We start from the raw sequence: 18,082 nt of genomic DNA, 5'->3' as shown, positions 1-18,082 counted from the left end.
CCAGAATACAACCCACATTATACGATGCCCAAGCGGCCCTCTGACCACCCGGCCGACATAGCTTCGGCACGAAATTCTTCATCGGCGGCGAAGCCGGTTCTGCCGCCTTCGTCCGATACGCCGACACCGTTGCTCGGCAATCTGACGCCGGCGCAATTCATGCGCCGCTACTGGCAAAAGAAGCCGCTGCTGATCCGTCAAGCGATCCCGAACGTCGAGGCGCCGCTCTCGCGGGACGAATTTTTCGAGCTGGCCGATCAGGACGAAGTCGAAGCCCGTCTGATCACCCATTTTCGCAACAAGTGGCAACTCGAGCACGGCCCGTTCGCGCCGGACGAACTGCCGTCGGTGAAGCAGCGCGCATGGACTTTACTCGTGCAAGGCGTCGATCTTTACGACGACCGTGCCCGCGCGTTGCTGGACCGCTTCCGCTTCGTGCCGGACGCGCGGCTCGACGACCTGATGATCTCGTACGCAAGTGACGGCGGTGGTGTCGGCCCGCACTTCGATTCCTACGATGTGTTTCTTTTGCAAGTAAAAGGTAAGCGCCGCTGGCGCATCAGCGCGCAGAAAGATCTGACACTGCGAGACGGTCTGCCTTTGAAAGTTTTACAGAATTTCCAGGCCGAAGAGGAATGGGTGCTCGAGCCGGGCGACATGCTTTACCTGCCGCCGCACATCGCCCATGACGGCATCGCCGAAGGTGAATGCATGACTTGCTCGATCGGTTTCCGCGCGCCCTCGGCGAGCGAGTTGACGGCACAGTTCCTCTATCATCTGGCCGAGCGCGGCGAGTCGGCGGGCAGCCCAGGCGCGTTGTATCGCGACCCGCAGCAACCCGCCGTCGAGCGTCCGGCCGAATTGCCGGCGGCGCTGGTCGAAAGGGTTGGATCGATCCTTGCTGGCATCAAATGGAAAGAGCAGGATATTGCGTCGTTCCTTGGCACGTACCTCAGCGAACCGAAGCCGAGTGTCGTGTTTGATCCGCCGCAAAGGCCGCTTAATGAAGCCCGTTTTATCAGTCGCGCATCAAAGTCAGGCATTCGGCTGAACCGCAAGACTAATTTGTTGTACAACCGCCGTTTTTTCTTCGTAAATGGAGAGGAAACGTTATTTGATGGCGCAAAAAAGTGGTTGATTGACCTCGCTGACCACCGGTGTATGAGTGCGAAACGCTTTGTAACACTCTCACACGATTCGTCGGTGACAGCATTGCTACACGAGTGGTATTGTGCGGGCTGGATAGAAGTGGGCGAGCTCGCGTAACTGTTTGCGCAACTCTTGCTCACCTGCTATACCGTACTTTCAAATTTTGTATGAGAAAGACAACGTATTGACCCCGGATTTATGGATTGTCAGTACGAAAGTGCATATAATTTCCGCCCAAGCCGTAGGGAAGATTCCAGCTCGTTCAAAGAGCTTCTCCACCAACGGCCCAGGTCGGTGTTGGAGCACATTACCGGTTTTATTTTGCGCTGTTGCTTACCTTTAATCCATAAAAGGACGTGATCATGAAGAAATCCCTCCTCGTAGCATCCCTGTTGGCAGCTGTGGCACTGGCTGCATGCAACAAGAGCAACGATCAAGCCGCTGCCCCGGCTAGCGACGCAGCTGCTGCTTCGGCACCGGCTGCTGCAGCTTCGGATTCGGCGATGGCTGCTTCGGGTGCTGCTGCTGCTGCGAGCGACGCTGCTGCTTCGGCTACGACGGCTGCTTCGGACGCAACCGCTGCTGCTTCGGACGCTGCTGCTTCGGCTGCTGCTCCGGCTTCGGGCGCAAGCCAGTAAGCTGTCGCATAGGGTTCGCCTCTGGGCGAAAACTGCATCGGGAAATCCCCTCGATTTCCCGGGCAGTAAAGCAAAACGCCACGGATTCACATCCGTGGCGTTTTGTCGTTTGGGCGCCGCTTTTTACAACAGCGCCGACTTAATACCGACCGGCGTGATTTATTCAGCCGGCGTCGCGCTCTCTTCGAAAAACTCGCGCACCACCTCGATCTCACGGGTGCGCTTGAATGGCGGCAGGCTCTGCCATATACGGCGCCCATACGGTTTGTCGACGAGGCGCGTGTCGCAGATCATCAGCACGCCGCGATCGGTCTCAGCGCGAATCAGACGGCCTGCGCCCTGCTTCAGCGTGATCACCGCCTGCGGCAACTGATGCACGGCGAACGGGCTCAAGCCTTTCTTCGTCAACGCGTCGAGACGCGCGGACAACACCGGGTCGTCAGGCGGCGCGAACGGCAGCTTGTCGATCACCACCAGCGACAGCGCGTCGCCGCGCACGTCGACACCCTCCCAGAAACTCTGACTGCCCACCAGGATCGCATTGCCGTATGAGCGGAAACGGTCGAGCAATTCGGTGCGGCTCGCATCGCCCTGCACGAGCAGCGGATAGTCCCAGCCGCGTGTTTCGATCGTGTCGCGCAATTTGGTCGAGATGCGGTCCACCGCGCGCAGCGTCGTGCACAACATGAAGACACCGCCGCCCGACGCTTCTATCGCGGGCAACGCAGCGTCGAACACGGCGTCGGTGAACATCGGCGAGGAAGGCTGCGGCAGATTGCGCGGCACGTACAGCAGCCCTTGCGTCGGATAGTCGAAGGGGCTGGGCAGCGTCATCGAGCGCTTGGCGTTCAGGCCCATCTGCGCGGCGTAGTGCGTGAAGTCGCCGCGCACCGACAACGTGGCTGACGTGAAGATCCATGCACGCGGCACGCCGGCGCGCTGCTTCGCGAAGATCGGCGCGACCGACAGCGGCGTTTCATGCAACTGCACGGTATGCGAGAAGACTTCGATCCAGCGCACTTTTTCGTTCGGGTCGGCGCGTTCGCTCTTGCCGTCGGCGGACGCGCCTTGAGCCGCGTTGTCAGCCGCTGCGCGTTCGGTTTCGGTGGGTGGCGTGGTCCAGCCGGCGAGCACGCCTTGCAGCTCGCGTGCGCGGCGCAGACACGCACCGATCGATTCGGCGCGCTCGGCCTGGCTCGCGAGCGCCGAGGTCAATGCATCGAGTTCGGTTTCGAGCGTTTCGAGCGCGGCAAACAGCGGATGGTCGTCGGGCAACTGCCCGATCGACAAACGCACGGAGTCTTCCTTGAACGCGAGCCTCACGTCGCGCGCCGCGCGTTCGAGCGTCGAGCCGAGCTTCACCCAGTCGACGGTTTCGCGCGCATGACCCAGGCCCTCCGCAACTGAGTCGCGGGCCAGTTCGAGAAACTGCGTGGTGGACAGCGTCTCGCCGAAAAACAGCGTGGCGGTTTCCGGCAACTGATGCGCTTCGTCGAAGATGACCGTGTTGGCAGTGGGCAGCAACTCCGCCATGCCGGTATCGCGCAACATGATGTCGGCGAAAAACAGATGGTGATTCACCACCACGATATCCGCCTGCTGCGCCTCACGGCGCGCCTGCATGACGAAACAATCTTTGTAGTGCGGGCACTCCTGGCCGAGACAGTTTTCACGCGTCGACGTCACCATCGACCACACCGCCGCCGTTTCCGGCACGCTCGCGAGTTCGGCCTTGTCGCCGGTGCGCGTGAGCTTCGCGAAGCGCACGATGTCCTGCAGATACGAGGTTTCCTGACGCGACGGCAGACGGCCGTTGTCCGCCGTGCGCTGCAGATAGTAGTGGCACAGGTAGTTCGCGCGCCCCTTGAGCATGGCGACCGACACCGGTACCGCGAGCGCGTCGCGCACGGTCGGAATGTCGCGCTGAAACAGCTGGTCCTGCAAGTGCTTGGTGCCGGTGGAGACGATCACCTTGCCGCCCCACAGCATGGCCGGCACGAGGTACGCATAGGTCTTGCCGGTGCCGGTGCCCGCTTCGACGATCAGCGTGTTTTCGCTGCCGTCGAGGCTGCTCGCTTCGTCGCTTTCGACCGCGGCCGCCTCGGCGCCTGACGGCGCACCGAGCCGTCGCGCCGGACGCTTCTGCGCCTCGAACATCGCGGGTTCGGGCATGGCGCGGCCGGACGCTTCCATCGCCGCGGCAACCGCGCGCGACATCTCGATCTGCGACGCGCGCGACCGATAGCCGTCGATCTGCCTCGCCAGCAGACCGTTGTCGGCGAAGATCTCGTCCAGTTCGGCGGCCCGGCGCGGATTCAATGACGCGCTCAGTGTGGACGCGACCGCACGCGGCGCCGGCGTGCCGGTTGCCGATGCGGCGTCGCCCGAGGCGGCGCGGGGTGAAGGTTCAAGCGATGAATTCAAGGCAAGCGTTCCTGCAAAGTCCGGCTCGCGCGGCGCGCGCCCGGCGCTTGCCAGGCCGCGAACTCAGGCGCGTGTGTCCGGTTCGAGCTGCAATTGCAGCAAGATGATGGTGTCCTTGACTTTGAGTTTGCGCTTTTTCAGGCGCTGCAACTCGAAGTCGTCGATGCCGGGCTCATCCGACATTCGGTCGATCAAACGATCGAGCCCACTGTGCTCCGATTCCAGTTGCAGAATACGGTCGCGAAGTGTGTTCGCGTCGATGACGTGATGTTGATCGCGCATGCTCGCCTCCTCTCGTCGACGGCACGAACCGCGTGTGCGGCTCGATGCCTGAGGTTGCTGTCCGGCTTAAAACGCGTTACGGCGACTGCGGCGCCGGCTTCGGCTTCGGTCAGCCACTGCGACTGCAAACCGGCCCGAGCCACTACAGCAAGCACACACAGTGCTCAACTACAGCACACTTACTGTTGCTGCTGTTGCAGTTTCTGCTGTTGTTCGAGTTCCTGCTGCTGCTTCAACTGATCCTGACGTTTCTGCTCGGCCTTCTCGGCCGCCTGCTTCTGACGCGACTCGACGTCGGCTTTGTGCTGCGCCGCGTCAGTCTGCTTCTTCTCGAAGCTCTGCTGTTTCTCGACGCGCTCCTGCGCCTTTTGCGCGCCCTGCTGATGGGCTTCGTCGAGCTTGCGCTGGAAGTCGCCCTGCTTCTGATCGTACGCCTGCTGATTGCCGGCTGCCTGCGACGGGCTAACCCCGCGCTGCGCCTGATCCAGCGCGTGCTGGCGCTGCTTGTCCTGATACGCCTGCGCATTGGCGCTGCGCTGCGGCGCCTCGGCCGTGCGCTGCGCCTGATCGAGCTGATGCTGACGCTGCTTGTCCTGGTATGCCTGGGTGTTGCGCGCGTCGTCGGCGGCGCGCTGCGGGGCGCTCGCTTCGTCTTGCGCGCGTTTGATCGCGGCCTGCTCGTCGCGCTCGCGGGCGCGCTGCGCACGCTGTTCGCCGTCGAGCGCCAACTGTTCCTTGCGGATGTCGGCCTGCACGACGCGCATGCTGTCGCGCGCCTTGTTCAGGCAGTAGTTGACGAAGAACTTGCTATAGCAGTCGTGTTCGGCAACCCCGTAGCGGTAGTTGTTTTCGTCGCTGCGTTGATCCAGCACCTTCTGGCGCGCGTCGAACGCATTGTCTTGCGCCGCGATGCTAGCGGTGCTGTCCGCGTTGCCGGTGTTCATGCCGCCGTTTGCATCCGCCGCCCGAGTATTTGACGCAGCCGCCGTGGCGCTGCTGCCCATCATGGGCGCCGCAGCCTGCCCGGCGGTCTGCGCCATAGCCGGCGCGGACAGCCCCAGCGCAACGGCTAGCACGCCCGCTGCGCACGACGCGGCGAACACCCCGTTGGGAACAGGCACGGACTTGAACACGGAGCGCGTTACCCGCGTGAGCGACACGAGCGGCGAACGCGAAAACAGCGGCGATTGTGGCAAGCGAGAGACCAAGCGGGAGCCCAGGCAGTTGAGGGACAAGGAGATCGGCAACGTCGTAGGAGGTCAACGGAACATGCCCGAAATTCTATCACCCTGTGGTTGAGCCCTTTGGCATTTATGGCAAAATGCCCCGCTCTAGCAACCTGGTCGCAGCGCGCACGCCCGGCGTGCTTCACGGCATGCTTCACGGCGTGACCCACACCGTGCAACACGTGCCCGAGGTGGCTCACCCCGTGCCCCAACGGGTCATCAGCGCGCGGCCTTAGACTGAGTCCGCAGGAACACCAAGACCTTATGACGGAAAACGTAGCACTCAAGATCGTACAGCGCATCGCCGCCGAACTGTCCGTCCAGCCGCGCCAGGTCGCGGCCGCGGTGCAACTTCTCGACGAAGGAGCGACTGTTCCGTTCATCGCCCGCTACCGTAAGGAAGTGACCGACAATCTCGACGACACGCAACTGCGTAATCTCGAGGAACGCCTGCTGTATCTGCGCGAACTGGAAGACCGGCGCGCGGCGATCATCGCCAGCATCGACGAACAGGGCAAGCTCACCGACGAACTGCGCAGCGCGATCGAAGGCGCGGACAGCAAGCAGGTGCTGGAAGACCTGTATCTCCCGTACAAGCCGAAGCGCCGCACGCGCGCGCAGATCGCTCGCGAAGCCGGCTTGCAGCCGCTCGCGGACGCGCTGCTGGCCAATCCCCTGCTCGACCCGCAAACCGAAGCCGCCGCCTACGTGGACGCCGAGAAAGGCGTCGCCGACGTGAAGGCCGCGCTCGACGGCGCGCGCGACATTCTGTCGGAACAGTTCGGCGAAACCGCGGACCTGCTCGGCAAGCTGCGCGATTACCTGTTCAACCAGGGCGTGCTGTCGTCGAAAGTGGTCGAGGGCAAGGAAAACGCGGAAGAAGAAAAATTCCGCGATTACTACGACTACGCGGAAACCATCCGGACCGTGCCGTCGCATCGCGCGCTGGCGCTGTTCCGCGGCCGCAATGCGGGCGTGCTGATGGTCAAGCTGGGCCTCGGCGAAGAACTCGACGCGCTGGTGCCGCATCCGGGTGAGGCGCTGATCGCACGTCACTTCGGCATTGCCAATCAGAACCGGCCGGCCGACAAGTGGCTCTCCGACGTGTGCCGCTGGTGCTGGCGCGTGAAGGTGCAGCCGCACATCGAAAACGAACTGCTGACCAACTTGCGCGACGAAGCCGAACACGAAGCGATCCGCGTGTTCGCGCGCAATCTGAAGGACCTGCTGCTGGCCGCGCCCGCGGGCCCGAAGGCCGTGATCGGTCTCGATCCGGGCATGCGCACCGGCGTGAAGGTGGCGGTGGTCGATCGGACCGGCAAGGTGCTCGCCACCGACGTGATCTATCCGCACGAGCCGCGCCGCGATTGGGACGGCTCGATCGCCAAACTCGCGCGCCTCTGCGCGCAGACGCAGGCCGAGCTGATCAGCATCGGTAACGGCACGGCGTCGCGTGAAACCGACAAGCTCGCGAGCGAACTGATCGCGCGTCATCCGGAATTCAAGCTGCAGAAGATCGTGGTGTCGGAAGCCGGCGCGTCGGTGTACTCGGCATCAGAAATCGCGGCGAAAGAATTCCCGGACATGGACGTGACGCTGCGCGGCGCGGTGTCGATTGCACGCCGTCTGCAGGATCCGCTCGCGGAACTCGTGAAGATCGACCCGAAGGCGATCGGCGTCGGCCAGTATCAGCACGACGTGAATCAGCGCGAACTGGCGCGCTCGCTCGATGCGGTCGTCGAAGACTGCGTGAACGCGGTCGGCGTGGACGCGAATACCGCGTCGGTCGCGCTGCTCGCGCGCGTGTCGGGATTGAACGCCACGCTGGCACGCAATATCGTCGACTATCGCGATGCGAACGGTCCGTTCCCGTCGCGCGAACATCTGCGCAAGGTGCCGCGCCTGGGCGACAAGACGTTCGAGCAGGCCGCCGGCTTCCTGCGTATCAACAACGGCGAAAATCCGCTCGACCGCTCGTCGGTTCACCCGGAAGCGTATCCGGTCGTCGAACGGATGCTGGCGAAGATCAGCAAGCATGTCGGCGAAGTGCTGGGCAATCGCGACGCGTTGCGCGGCCTGTCGCCGGCTGAATTCGTCGACGAGCGTTTCGGCTTGCCGACCGTGCGCGACATTCTGCTCGAGCTTGAAAAGCCGGGCCGCGATCCGCGTCCGGAGTTCAAGACCGCGACGTTCCGCGAAGGCGTCGAGAAGGTCAGCGATCTGACGCCGGGCATGGTGCTCGAAGGCGTCGTGACGAACGTGGCGGCGTTCGGTGCGTTCATCGACATCGGCGTGCATCAGGACGGTCTGGTACACGTGTCGGCCCTGTCGACGAAGTTCATCAAGGACCCGCATGAAGTCGTCAAGGCCGGCCAGATCGTCAAGGTGAAGGTGCTGGAAGTCGACGTGAAGCGTCAACGTATTGCGCTGACCATGCGACTGGATGATGAGTTCGGTGCGGCCGCGGTGCGTAGCGGTGGCGGCGCGCAGCAAGATCGTGGCGGCGCGGCACGCTCGGGCGGCGGTGGACGCGGCGCGCAGCAACAGCGCTCGCGCGAGCCGGAAACAGGCGGCGCAATGGCGGCGGCGTTCGCGAAGCTGAAGCAGAAGTAACACCGACACTGAAACACCCGCCGCGCAACCCGCGGCGCCCAACAAAAAGCCCACGCAAAATTGCGTGGGCTTTTTGTTTTCCCGAGCGCTCCGCTCAAAGCGAAGCGCCCGACAACGCACAGGGCGTTGTTAAATCTCGATCTTGGTCCCCAACTCCACCACCCGATTGGCCGGAATGCTGAAGAAGTCCGTCGGCTTCGCGGCGTTCTGATGCATCCACGCGAAGACGCGTTCACGCCACACCGACATGCCCGGCAATTGCGTCGGCACCACCGTCTCGCGCGCGAGGAAAAACGACGTGTCCATCAACTCGAACGTCATGTCATTAGTGCGGCCGACCTCTTGCAGCACCGCCTTCACGTCCGGCGTTTCGTTGAAGCCGTAGGCTGCCTTGACGAGATACAGACCACCGTCGATATCCTTCACCGTCACGCGCTCCGCTTCATTCACATACGGAATGTCGCGCGTCACGAAGGTCAGGAAGATAGTGCGTTCATGCAGCACCTTGTTGTGCTTCAGGTTGTGCAGCAGGCTCACCGGCACCAGCGAATCGCTGCCGGTCAGATAGATCGCCGTACCCGACACGCGATGCGGCGGATGCGCGAGCAGTCCCTGCAGGAACGGCATCAGAGGAATACCGTCGGCGGCCGTGCGCTCCTTGACGATCATCCTGCCCTTGAACCACGTCATCAGCAGGAAGAACAGCAGCGCGCCGATGCCGAGCGGCAACCAGCCGCCCTCCGCGACCTTAAGCAGATTGGCGCCAAAAAAGCCTAGATCGACCGCCATGAACACGCCGATGATCAGCGCCACCAGCAGCTTGTTCCAGTTCCACACCTTCACCATCACGACGCACGCGAGGATCGTGGTAATCACCATCGTGGCCGTCACCGCGATACCGTAGGCGGCGGCGAGGTTGTCCGAGCTCTTGAAGGCGATCACGATGCACAGAATGATGAACAGCAGCATCCAGTTCACCACCGGCACATAGATCTGGCCGATCGCCAGGTCCGACGTGTGCAGGATCTTCATGCGCGGTACATAGCCGAGCTGGATCGCCTGGCTCGTCAGCGAATACGCGCCCGAAATCACGGCCTGCGAAGCGATCACGGTCGCCACCGTCGACAGCACGACGAGCGGCAACAGCGCCCAGTCCGGCGCGAGCAGGAAGAACGGATTTTCGATCGCTTTCGGGTCGTGCATCAGCAGCGCGCCCTGGCCGAAGTAGTTCAGCACCAGCGACGGCATCACCAGCACGTACCACGCCATGCGGATCGGCTTCGCGCCGAAGTGGCCCATGTCGGCGTACAGCGCCTCGGCGCCGGTCAGCACCAGCACGACCGAGCCGAGCACCACGTAGGCCTGCAGCACGTGCGCGGCCATGAAGGTGTACGCGTAGTACGGGTTGAGTGCGCGAATCACGTTCGGCGATTGAACGATATGCCACAGGCCGAGCGCGGCAATCACCACGAACCACAGCACCATGATCGGCCCGAACAGGCGGCCGACCGTGGCCGTGCCATGTCGCTGAATCCAGAACAACAGCACCAGAATCACCATGGTGAGCGGCAGCACCAGATGCGACAGATTGGGCGCGGCGATCTCCAGACCTTCGACCGCCGAGATCACCGAGATGGCCGGTGTGATCACCGCGTCGCCATAAAACATGCAGGCGCCGAAGATGCCGAGCATCATCAGCACGCCGGCCATTTTCGACTTCTGGTCGATGGAGCGCAGCGCCAGCGCCATCAGCGCGAGCACGCCGCCTTCGCCGTTATTGTCCGCGCGCATCACGAACAACACGTACTTGATGCCGACCACGATCACGATCGCCCAGAACAGCAGCGAGATCACACCGAGGATAGATTGGTCGGTTAGCGGAATGCCGTGCGAAGGGCTGAAAGCCTCTTTCAGCGAGTACAACGGGCTCGTGCCGATATCACCGAACACCACCCCGATCGCGGCAATGGCGAGGGACGGCAGAGGTTGTTTGTGCACGTGATTGTTATCTGTCATAAACGCGAGGAAATCCGTTCCCTGAGCGGAAAAAACGACCGCCATTCTAAACTGCCGGCATGGCGCCGCCCGGCTTGTTGTGGATACACCACGTGGCTGGTCCGCGCAGTGTAGCACTGAGGTATGGGCGCGTCTGCCGTGCAAGGTGTTTCGTTTGAAGCGCGAGTTCGCGCTTTGCCGGGTGCAGTGTCGAAGGTGCGTTCAGGACGCGCAAACAAAAAAACGGAGTCCGTTGGGACTCCGTTTTGCGGTATTACACGGGACAAAGCCGGGTCAAAGGCGGCACAAAGCGCTGGCTCCGAAGCGACAGTTCGGGCGCCGAAGCGGGCATCACTGCCCCGACGACTCCTGCGCTTGCGCCATACCGCGTTTGATCCACGCGCCGAGGTTATGCGGACGCACCGTGTCCCATTCCTCGAACGGTTGATGAATCCACGGATTGGTGGGCAGATACTGCACGCTGTAGTCGGGCTTCACGTTCGAGCAGCCCTTGTACCAGAGCACCGCCGAACGCACCGCGGTGATCGCCGGATAGCGTTCCTTCAGATGCTGCTGAACCCGCGCCAACGTCACGCCCGAATCGACCAGGTCGTCGACCAGCAGCACGTTGCCGTGCAACTCGCCGCGTGTCATGGTGATGTATTGCGCGATGTCGAGATCGCCCTGCTCCGTGCCGGCCGCTTCGCGATACGAACTCGTGGCGAGAATCGCCAGCGGCAGATCGTAAATGCGCGAGAGCTGGTCGCCCACGCGCAAACCGCCGCGTGCGAGGCACAGGATCTTGTCGAACTTCCAGCCCGACTCATGCACCTGCAGCGCCAGCAGTTCGATCAGCCGGTGATATTCGTCCCAGCCGACCCACAGGTTCTTGTCGTCGTTGCGCGGGTCTTTCATCGCAATCATGGGTACACCTTGAACCATCGCTTAAACCTTGAACGGATGACGCAACAGAATGGTCTCGTCGCGATCCGGACCGGTCGACACCATGTCGATCGGAATGCCCGCGACTTCCTGCACACGCGACAGATACGCGCGCGCATTCGCCGGCAGCTTGTCCCATTCCTTGATGCCAACCGTGCTTTCCTTCCAGCCCGCGAAGGTTTCGTACACCGGCTCGCAACGCGCGACTTCCGACGCACCGCGCGGCAGCAGGTCGACCGACTGACCGTCGACCGTGTAGCCGACGCACAGCTTCACCTCGGCGAGACCGTCGAGCACGTCGAGCTTGGTCATGCACAGACCCGACACGCCGTTGATCTGGATCGAGCGGCGCAGCGCGGCGGCGTCGAGCCAGCCGGTGCGGCGCGGACGGCCGGTGACCGAGCCGAATTCCTTGCCGACCGTGGCCAGTTCAAGGCCGATCGCTTCCTGACGGGCGGCGTTGTCCGCGTCGTACAGTTCGCTCGGGAACGGGCCCGAACCGACGCGCGTGCAATACGCCTTGGTGATGCCGAGAATGTAGTTCAGCTTTTGCGGACCGACGCCGGCGCCCGCGGTGGCGGCGCCCGCCACACAATTGCTCGACGTGACGTACGGATACGTGCCGTGGTCGATGTCGAGCAACGTGCCTTGCGCGCCTTCGAACAGCAGATTGCTGCCCGCGGCGTTCGCGTCGTACAGACGGCGCGACACGTCGGTGACCATCGGCTTCAGACGATCGGCATAGCTCAGCATCGTGTCGAGCGTTTGCTGGAAGTCGACAGCGGCGACGCCCAGGTATTGCGTCAACACGAAGTTGTGATAGTCGAGATTTTCACGCAGACGTTCGGCGAAGATTTCCGGCTCGAACAGGTCCTGCACGCGCAAGCCGCGACGTGCCACCTTGTCTTCGTATGCCGGGCCGATGCCGCGGCCGGTGGTGCCGATCTTGCTCGCGCCACGGCGCGCTTCTCGGCCCTGGTCGATGGCAATGTGATACGGCAGGATCAGGGTGGTGGCTTCGGAAATGAAGAGGCGATTCTGAACATCGACCCCGGCGGCTTCGAGCTCGCCGATTTCCTTGAACAGAGCTTCCGGCGACAACACGACGCCATTGCCGATGTAGCACGCGACGCCGGGATGCATGATGCCCGACGGAATCAGACGCAAGATCGTTTTCTTGCCGCCGATGATAAGCGTGTGACCGGCATTGTGACCGCCCTGGAAGCGAACGACGCCTTGAGCGTGGTCCGTCAACCAGTCGACGATCTTGCCCTTGCCTTCATCACCCCATTGGGTCCCCACGACGACGACGTTACGCCCGGGGTTCACATTCACTGCGCTGGCAGACATGTTGTTTCGTAAGCTGGTTAAAAACGTATTCTACCTATGTTCGCGGAACCTTCCGAATTTTTCCGTTTCCGCTCAACGGTATGCACGTTATGGTGGGTATATCGAAAACAGCGCGGCGGATGGCCGCGCCGGGGGTCCGGCGACACTTTGGACGCCTTCTGAGTTGCGCTGAGGTGAGACCTCAGGCGGGTCCGACGAAGCGCGCGTGAGCGCGCCTCAACGCGCTCACGCGCGCGGTTCGACGACCCATGCGCCGTTGTGTTCGACCAACACGCGATCGAAAGCGAATTCATCCAGATCGTGTTCATGACCCGGCAGCGCCTGGATCACGACTTCGCCGGCATCGCGCAATGCGGCGACGCTGACGCGCAACGCGTCGTCGTGCTGCCACGGCGCGAGGATCGCGCTGCTGCGTGCTTCGACCGGCGAGATCCGCGCCACTTCGCGCAGATCGAGCGAAAAGCCGGTTGCCGCGCGCGCGCGGCCGTAGGCCTGTCCGACGTGGTCGTAACGGCCGCCGCGTGCCACCGCGTTCGGCACGCCGTCCACGTACGCGGAGAACATCACGCCGCTGTGGTACGCATAGCCGCGCAGATCCGCCAGATCGATCATCACTTCGGCGCCATCCACCTGGCTCGCGAGGAACGCGAGATCGTCGAGCGCGCGCGAAATGGCCGGCGCGTTCGGCAGACGGGCGCGCGCTTCCGCGAGCACCGACGCGTCGCCGTACAGCGCGGGCAGCGCGCGCAACGCGTCGCGCGTGACCGGCGTGAGGTTCGCGGTCAGCTCGACGAGGCGCGGCACGTCCTTGCCGGCAAGCGCGTCGTAGAGCGACTGGCCCAACTCCGCCGCGACCGGTTCCGCTTCGATCAGCGCGGCCAGCACACCCGCGTGGCACAAGTCGAGCCGCACTTTCGCGAGGCCGGCCAGACGCAACGCGTCGAGCATCAGTTGCTGGATTTCGAGGTCAGCTTCGAGGCCGGCGTGACCGTAAATTTCCGCGCCGATCTGGATCTGCTCGCGCGTGGCATGCAGGCCGCGCGGCCGCGTATGCGCGACGTTGCCCGCATAGCAAAGACGCGTCACGCCCTGACGGTTCAGCAAGTGCGCGTCGATACGCGCAACCTGCGGCGTGATGTCGGCGCGCAGACCGAGCGTGCGCCCGGATAACTGATCGACCAGCTTGAAGGTGCGCAGATTCAGATCGTGCCCTCCGCCGGTCAGCAGCGACTCGATGTATTCGAGCAGCGGCGGCATGACCATCTCGTAGCCGTACGAGCGAAAACGGTCCAGCAGATGGCGCCGCAGTTCTTCGATCTTGCGGGCTTCCGACGGCAGCACGTCGGCAATATTCTCGGGAAGTAACCAGGTCGACATCGATACAGTCCTACGACGTTGAACACGGCGACTGGGTGCGCCGGTAAGTGAATGTGAATGGCGGGCGGCGGCTCGATTCTGGCGGCTATCGCAGGCGTGGGTGCAGCCCGCGACAGGCATTTTCGGCCAGCGTACCGACTGATCGAGTCGGCAGGCCAGCGTCCGCGAGGCAAAGACGCGGTCACGACACGGCGAGCGCACAGCGGCCTAAGCCTTCTGCGCCCGCTTCGCCGGACGGACCGCTTCAGGTCACGATAAACAGCAGGATCAGCCCAAGCGCCATCACGATCAGCCCGCCGACGCGAATCTGATGCGGCGGGCGTTCCGCTATTTTACGGAACGTGTCGCGCCAGGCGCTCGGAAAAACGAAGGGAAACATCCCCTCGATAATCAGCATCAACGCGATCGCAAGCAGTAACGAGCCGGCTATATCCATGCGAATCAAGAGGCCGCGATGCGGATGCCGCGGCCTTCCGGTTATCAGTGTTTGCGCGGGACCGCGGGAGCGTCCGGGGCGGTGCCGCCGGTCGGGCTACGCATGAAGCGGAAGAACTCGCTGCTCGGGTCGACCACGATCACATCGCCCGGTTTGAAGGTGTTCTTGTACGCCTGCATGCTTTGATAGAACTGGTAGAACTGCGGGTCGGCGCCATACGCTTCGGCAGCGATTTCCGCGGCCTTCGCATCGCCCTCGCCCTTGATGGTCTGCGCCTGACGGTAGCCGTCCGCGAGAATCGCCTGCTGCTGGCCCACCGCTTCCGCCTTGATCTGGTCGGCTTCGGCGGTGCCCTTGGCGCGCTCGTCGGCCGCGATCTGCTCGCGGGCGGCGATCATCCGCTTGTAGACCGAGTCGGCCATGGCTGCCGGGAAATCGACGCGCGTCAGTTGCACGTCGACGACCGACACGCCCAGCGAAGCCGCGGCCTTGTCCATCGCGCCACGTGCTTCGTCGGCGACGGCCTGCTGTTTGGCCAGCGCGTCGGACAGCGTGACCTTGCCGAATGCGTCGCCGAGCGCGCTGCGCGACAGCAGCGCCAGACGGTCCGGCAGGCTTTGCACATCGCCCTTGGTTTCTGCGATCAGCTTCAGCGGATCGGTGACACGATATTTGACGACCGGATTGGCCAGCAGATCGGTTTTGTCGGACGTGACGTAACGGTCTTCGTCCGGCGCGTCGAGCGACTGAATGCGGTTATCGACCAGCGTGACGGTTTGCAACGGCGGCGGCAGTTTGACGTGCAAGCCGGGGCCGAGCAGCGTCGGCGCCGAGTCGCCATGCGACGACAACACCGCCAAATGCCGCTGATCGACAACGAATACCGTCGACGACGCCGCGAACAGCACGATGACGACAGCCACGACGAGCGCAATGATCTTGTTCATGTTGTGCGCTCCTTATTGAACGTCGTCTTCGCGCATACGGCTGCGGAAGGAGTCGCGTGAACGCAGCGCGTCGCTGCTGGCTGCAGCCTGACTGGCGGGCGTTGCAGCCACGGCAGCGGCGGGTGCGGAGGCCACGCTGCCCGGCGCGGCGGCCGACGGAGCAACCGACGGCGCCGCGGACGGCGAAGCGGCACCACCCGCCCCTTGCGATGCGGCAGCCGCCGAAGCGCCCGACGCAGCGACTGCGGCATCGGCCACACGCTGGCGGGTCTGCTCGACCAGCTTGTCGAGCGGCAGATACAGCACGTTGTTGCCGCTCTTGCTGTCCACAAACACCTTGGTCGTATTCGAATAGATCTGCTGCATGGTTTCCAGGTACATGCGCTCGCGAATCACAGCGGGCGCTTTCGAGTACTGTGCGTAGACCTGCTTGAAGCGCTCGGCGTCGCCTTGCGCCTGAGCGACGGTTTTGTCGCTGTAGGTCTTCGCCTCGTCGATCTGACGCGTCACGTCGGCTTGCGCGCGCGGCAGCAGATCCGCCGCATAGGCCTGCGCGTCGCGTTTGGCGCGATCGTTTTCCTGACGCACCTTGGCGGCGTCGTCGAACGCGGCCTGCACCTGGTCGGGTACCTGCACGCCCTGAATCGTCACGCCGGTCACCGCGAGGCCCGACTGATATTCATCCAGGGATTGCTGGATCGACGCCATCAGTTGCTGGCGAATCGTTTCGCGATCCTGATCGAGAATCTCGCTGGTGCTGCGCGCACCGACGATGCTACGCACTGCCGCCTGGGCGGCCTGCATCACGCTTTGATCGGGATCGGTGCTGCGGAACAGATAGTCCGTCGGCTTGCGCACCTGGTACTGCACCGCGAAGCGCACGTCGACGATATCCGCGTCGTGCGTGAGCATCGACGCGTCTTTCACGTTCGCGAGACGCACCACGTTGTTGCGGCCGATCTCGACCTGACGGATCTGGCCGATATTGACGAGCTCATGCGCTTCGAACGGATACGGCAGACGCCAATGCACACCCTGCCCGGCGGTGTAGCGATACTTGCCGAATTGCATCACGACGCCGGCTTGTCCGTCTTGCACAACGAACACACCGCTGCCGAGATAAACGGCCACCAGCACGCCGATCACGATGCCCACGCCGATGCGTGCGCCGCGGCCATTATCCGGCCGGCCACCGCCCGTACCGCCGCCGCCCTTGCGGCCGAACACGCGGCTCAGACGACGGTTGAAATCACGCCACATTTCGTCGAGATCGGGCGGACCTTCGCCGTCTTTGGTCGGCGGACGCTTGGGTTCGTTCGGCCGTTGCCGGTCGCCATTGCCGTCGCCCCGGCCCCAGCGCGGATCGTTCAGTGAAAGCATGGCGCGCATGCGCAGCCAGATACTCCGCTCGTTGTAATCGTTCACCTGTGTTCGTTCACCAGAGTAGACAGCGGGTCAGTGCAATTGGAACGGGTCAGTGCCCGAGTTCTGGGACCTTGCGGTCGTCGCGCGGAACTGCCGACCGGTCTTCTTCCGACAGATCGAGATGCGTGTCGGGAAGAGGTTCGGCAGTAGCGATCTCAGCGATAGCAGCGCGCAATGTATCCAGACCTTGCCCCGTGCGCGCGCTCAAAAAGACGCGCGAAATATTACCATACTCATCCCGCTCAACCGCGTCGCCACGGGCCGCCAACTCCGGCACCGCGTCGATCTTGTTGAACACCAGCACCTGACGGACATTGTCCGCGCCGATCGCGTGCAACACCTCGTTCACCTGATCGATCTGATCGAGCCGCACCGCGCTCGACGCGTCGACCACATGCAACAGCAGGTCGGCGTGAATGGTTTCCTCGAGCGTGGCGCGGAATGCCGCCACCAGTTGGTGAGGCAATTCACGGATGAAGCCGACCGTATCGGACACCACCACCTGCCCCGCTTCATCGCCCAGATAGACGCGCCGCGAGGTCGTATCCAGCGTCGCGAACAACTGGTCGGCGGCGTAGGCCTGGGCCTTCGTGAGCGCGTTGAACAGCGTGGATTTACCAGCGTTCGTATAGCCGACCAGCGATACCGACATGGTCTGATTGCGGCTGCGCGCGCGGCGCTGCGTGCCATGCTGACGACGCAATTTTTCGAGCCGCGTCTTGAGCGCCTTGATGCGCTCGCCGATCAAACGGCGGTCGGTTTCGAGCTGCGTTTCACCAGGACCGCGCAAACCGATACCGCCTTTCTGCCGCTCAAGGTGGGTCCATGCGCGGATTAGTCGCGTCGACAGATACTGCAACTGCGCGAGCTCCACCTGCAACTTGCCTTCGTGGCTGCGGGCGCGTTGCGCAAAAATGTCGAGGATCAGGCTGGTGCGATCGATCACGCGCCGGTTAAGCGCTTGCTCCAGATTGCGCTGCTGCGCAGGCGCCAGAGCATGATTGAAAATGACGAGTTCGATGTCGTTCGCCTCACACGCGAGACGCAGTTCTTCGGCTTTGCCGCTGCCGACGAACATCTTCGCGTCCGGACTGGACCGGCGCCCGGTGAGGGTGACTAAGGGATTCGCGCCCGCGCTTTGCGCGAGCAGACTGAGTTCTTCCAGGCTGGCTTCGAAATCGATCTTACCGAAGTCGATGCCGACAAGCGCTGCATTGATCAAATTGGAGGGTATCAAAATTGAGGCGGCCGGGAGTGATCGCCAACGGGCGACGCTAC

At 63.1% G+C, this 18,082-nt stretch carries 14 protein-coding genes; 3 read left to right on the top strand and 11 right to left on the bottom strand.

All coding sequences use genetic code 11. The annotated features are described in order from the left end of the window. Positions 1–24: 24 nt before the first annotated feature. Complete coding sequence (locus GGD40_RS20665; RefSeq protein ID WP_179744722.1) at positions 25–1,266, top strand: cupin domain-containing protein; 1,242 nt, start codon at positions 25–27, stop codon at positions 1,264–1,266. 245 nt (positions 1,267–1,511) lie between these two features. Beyond that, positions 1,512–1,787, top strand: coding sequence for a hypothetical protein (locus tag GGD40_RS36975; protein ID WP_081935648.1), 276 nt, complete (start codon positions 1,512–1,514; stop codon positions 1,785–1,787). Positions 1,788–1,946: 159 nt separating this feature from the next. Here the strand turns inward: GGD40_RS36975 and GGD40_RS20660 are convergent, their stop codons facing one another. From GGD40_RS20660 to GGD40_RS20650, 3 genes are all read right to left on the bottom strand, one after another. Next, a complete protein-coding gene (locus GGD40_RS20660) occupies positions 1,947–4,211 on the bottom strand; it encodes an ATP-dependent DNA helicase (RefSeq protein ID WP_179744721.1) in 2,265 nt (754 codons plus the stop codon). 63 nt (positions 4,212–4,274) lie between these two features. After that, positions 4,275–4,493 carry a DUF465 domain-containing protein gene (locus tag GGD40_RS20655; RefSeq protein WP_035546409.1) on the bottom strand — a complete coding sequence of 73 codons (219 nt, stop codon included), beginning with the start codon at positions 4,491–4,493 and terminating at the stop codon, positions 4,275–4,277. A 179-nt stretch (positions 4,494–4,672) separates the two neighbouring features. Next, positions 4,673–5,689: a hypothetical protein gene (locus tag GGD40_RS20650; protein WP_306456587.1), complete on the bottom strand. Its 1,017-nt coding sequence runs from the start codon at positions 5,687–5,689 to the stop codon at positions 4,673–4,675. Positions 5,690–5,983: 294 nt separating this feature from the next. On the opposite strand from GGD40_RS20650, the gene GGD40_RS20645 reads away from it, so the two are divergent. Then, positions 5,984–8,332, top strand: a complete 2,349-nt coding sequence (locus GGD40_RS20645) for a Tex family protein (protein WP_179744720.1) — start codon at positions 5,984–5,986, stop codon at positions 8,330–8,332. A 129-nt stretch (positions 8,333–8,461) separates the two neighbouring features. Here GGD40_RS20645 and GGD40_RS20640 read toward each other — a convergent pair whose 3' ends face one another. From GGD40_RS20640 to hflX, 8 genes are all read right to left on the bottom strand, one after another. After that, complete coding sequence (locus GGD40_RS20640) at positions 8,462–10,348, bottom strand: potassium transporter Kup (protein WP_179744719.1); 1,887 nt, start codon at positions 10,346–10,348, stop codon at positions 8,462–8,464. Positions 10,349–10,678: 330 nt separating this feature from the next. Beyond that, positions 10,679–11,269 carry a phosphoribosyltransferase gene (locus GGD40_RS20635; RefSeq protein WP_179703873.1) on the bottom strand — a complete coding sequence of 197 codons (591 nt, stop codon included), beginning with the start codon at positions 11,267–11,269 and terminating at the stop codon, positions 10,679–10,681. Positions 11,270–11,272: 3 nt separating this feature from the next. Further along, positions 11,273–12,619 (bottom strand): adenylosuccinate synthase, encoded by a 1,347-nt coding sequence (locus GGD40_RS20630; protein ID WP_179703872.1) that lies wholly within the window; start codon positions 12,617–12,619, stop codon positions 11,273–11,275. A 225-nt stretch (positions 12,620–12,844) separates the two neighbouring features. Beyond that, on the bottom strand, positions 12,845–13,996 hold the full coding sequence (locus tag GGD40_RS20625; protein ID WP_179703871.1) for an ATP phosphoribosyltransferase regulatory subunit: 1,152 nt from the start codon (positions 13,994–13,996) through the stop codon (positions 12,845–12,847). Between the two features lie 244 nt (positions 13,997–14,240). Next, positions 14,241–14,432 carry a DUF2065 domain-containing protein gene (locus tag GGD40_RS20620; protein ID WP_035546416.1) on the bottom strand — a complete coding sequence of 64 codons (192 nt, stop codon included), beginning with the start codon at positions 14,430–14,432 and terminating at the stop codon, positions 14,241–14,243. Between the two features lie 44 nt (positions 14,433–14,476). Next, entirely contained in the window at positions 14,477–15,379 is a 903-nt protein-coding gene (gene hflC / locus GGD40_RS20615) for a protease modulator HflC (RefSeq protein WP_179703870.1), read from the bottom strand. 12 nt (positions 15,380–15,391) lie between these two features. Then, positions 15,392–16,804, bottom strand: a complete 1,413-nt coding sequence (gene hflK / locus GGD40_RS20610; RefSeq protein WP_179744718.1) for an FtsH protease activity modulator HflK — start codon at positions 16,802–16,804, stop codon at positions 15,392–15,394. Between the two features lie 49 nt (positions 16,805–16,853). Further along, a complete protein-coding gene (gene hflX, locus GGD40_RS20605) occupies positions 16,854–18,026 on the bottom strand; it encodes a GTPase HflX (protein WP_179703868.1) in 1,173 nt (390 codons plus the stop codon). Between the last annotated feature and the right edge of the window lie 56 nt (positions 18,027–18,082).

This window comes from Paraburkholderia bryophila, assembly GCF_013409255.1.
Lineage (GTDB): Bacteria > Pseudomonadota > Gammaproteobacteria > Burkholderiales > Burkholderiaceae > Paraburkholderia.
Note: the sequence above shows the minus strand (reverse complement) of the source record. Positions and strands in the feature narration are given on the sequence as shown.

Bases quoted from the DNA above. Each gene is read 5' to 3' on its own strand.
- GGD40_RS20645 (WP_179744720.1), top strand. From the start codon at position 5,984: ATGACGGAAAACGTAGCACTCAAGATCGTACAGCGCATCGCCGCCGAA.
- GGD40_RS36975 (WP_081935648.1), top strand. From the start codon at position 1,512: ATGAAGAAATCCCTCCTCGTAGCATCCCTGTTGGCAGCTGTGGCACTG.
- hflC (WP_179703870.1), bottom strand. From the start codon at position 15,379: ATGAACAAGATCATTGCGCTCGTCGTGGCTGTCGTCATCGTGCTGTTC.
- GGD40_RS20625 (WP_179703871.1), bottom strand. From the start codon at position 13,996: ATGTCGACCTGGTTACTTCCCGAGAATATTGCCGACGTGCTGCCGTCG.
- GGD40_RS20620 (WP_035546416.1), bottom strand. From the start codon at position 14,432: ATGGATATAGCCGGCTCGTTACTGCTTGCGATCGCGTTGATGCTGATT.
- GGD40_RS20655 (WP_035546409.1), bottom strand. From the start codon at position 4,493: ATGCGCGATCAACATCACGTCATCGACGCGAACACACTTCGCGACCGT.
- GGD40_RS20640 (WP_179744719.1), bottom strand. From the start codon at position 10,348: ATGACAGATAACAATCACGTGCACAAACAACCTCTGCCGTCCCTCGCC.
- GGD40_RS20630 (WP_179703872.1), bottom strand. From the start codon at position 12,619: ATGTCTGCCAGCGCAGTGAATGTGAACCCCGGGCGTAACGTCGTCGTC.
- GGD40_RS20635 (WP_179703873.1), bottom strand. From the start codon at position 11,269: ATGGTTCAAGGTGTACCCATGATTGCGATGAAAGACCCGCGCAACGAC.
- GGD40_RS20665 (WP_179744722.1), top strand. From the start codon at position 25: ATGCCCAAGCGGCCCTCTGACCACCCGGCCGACATAGCTTCGGCACGA.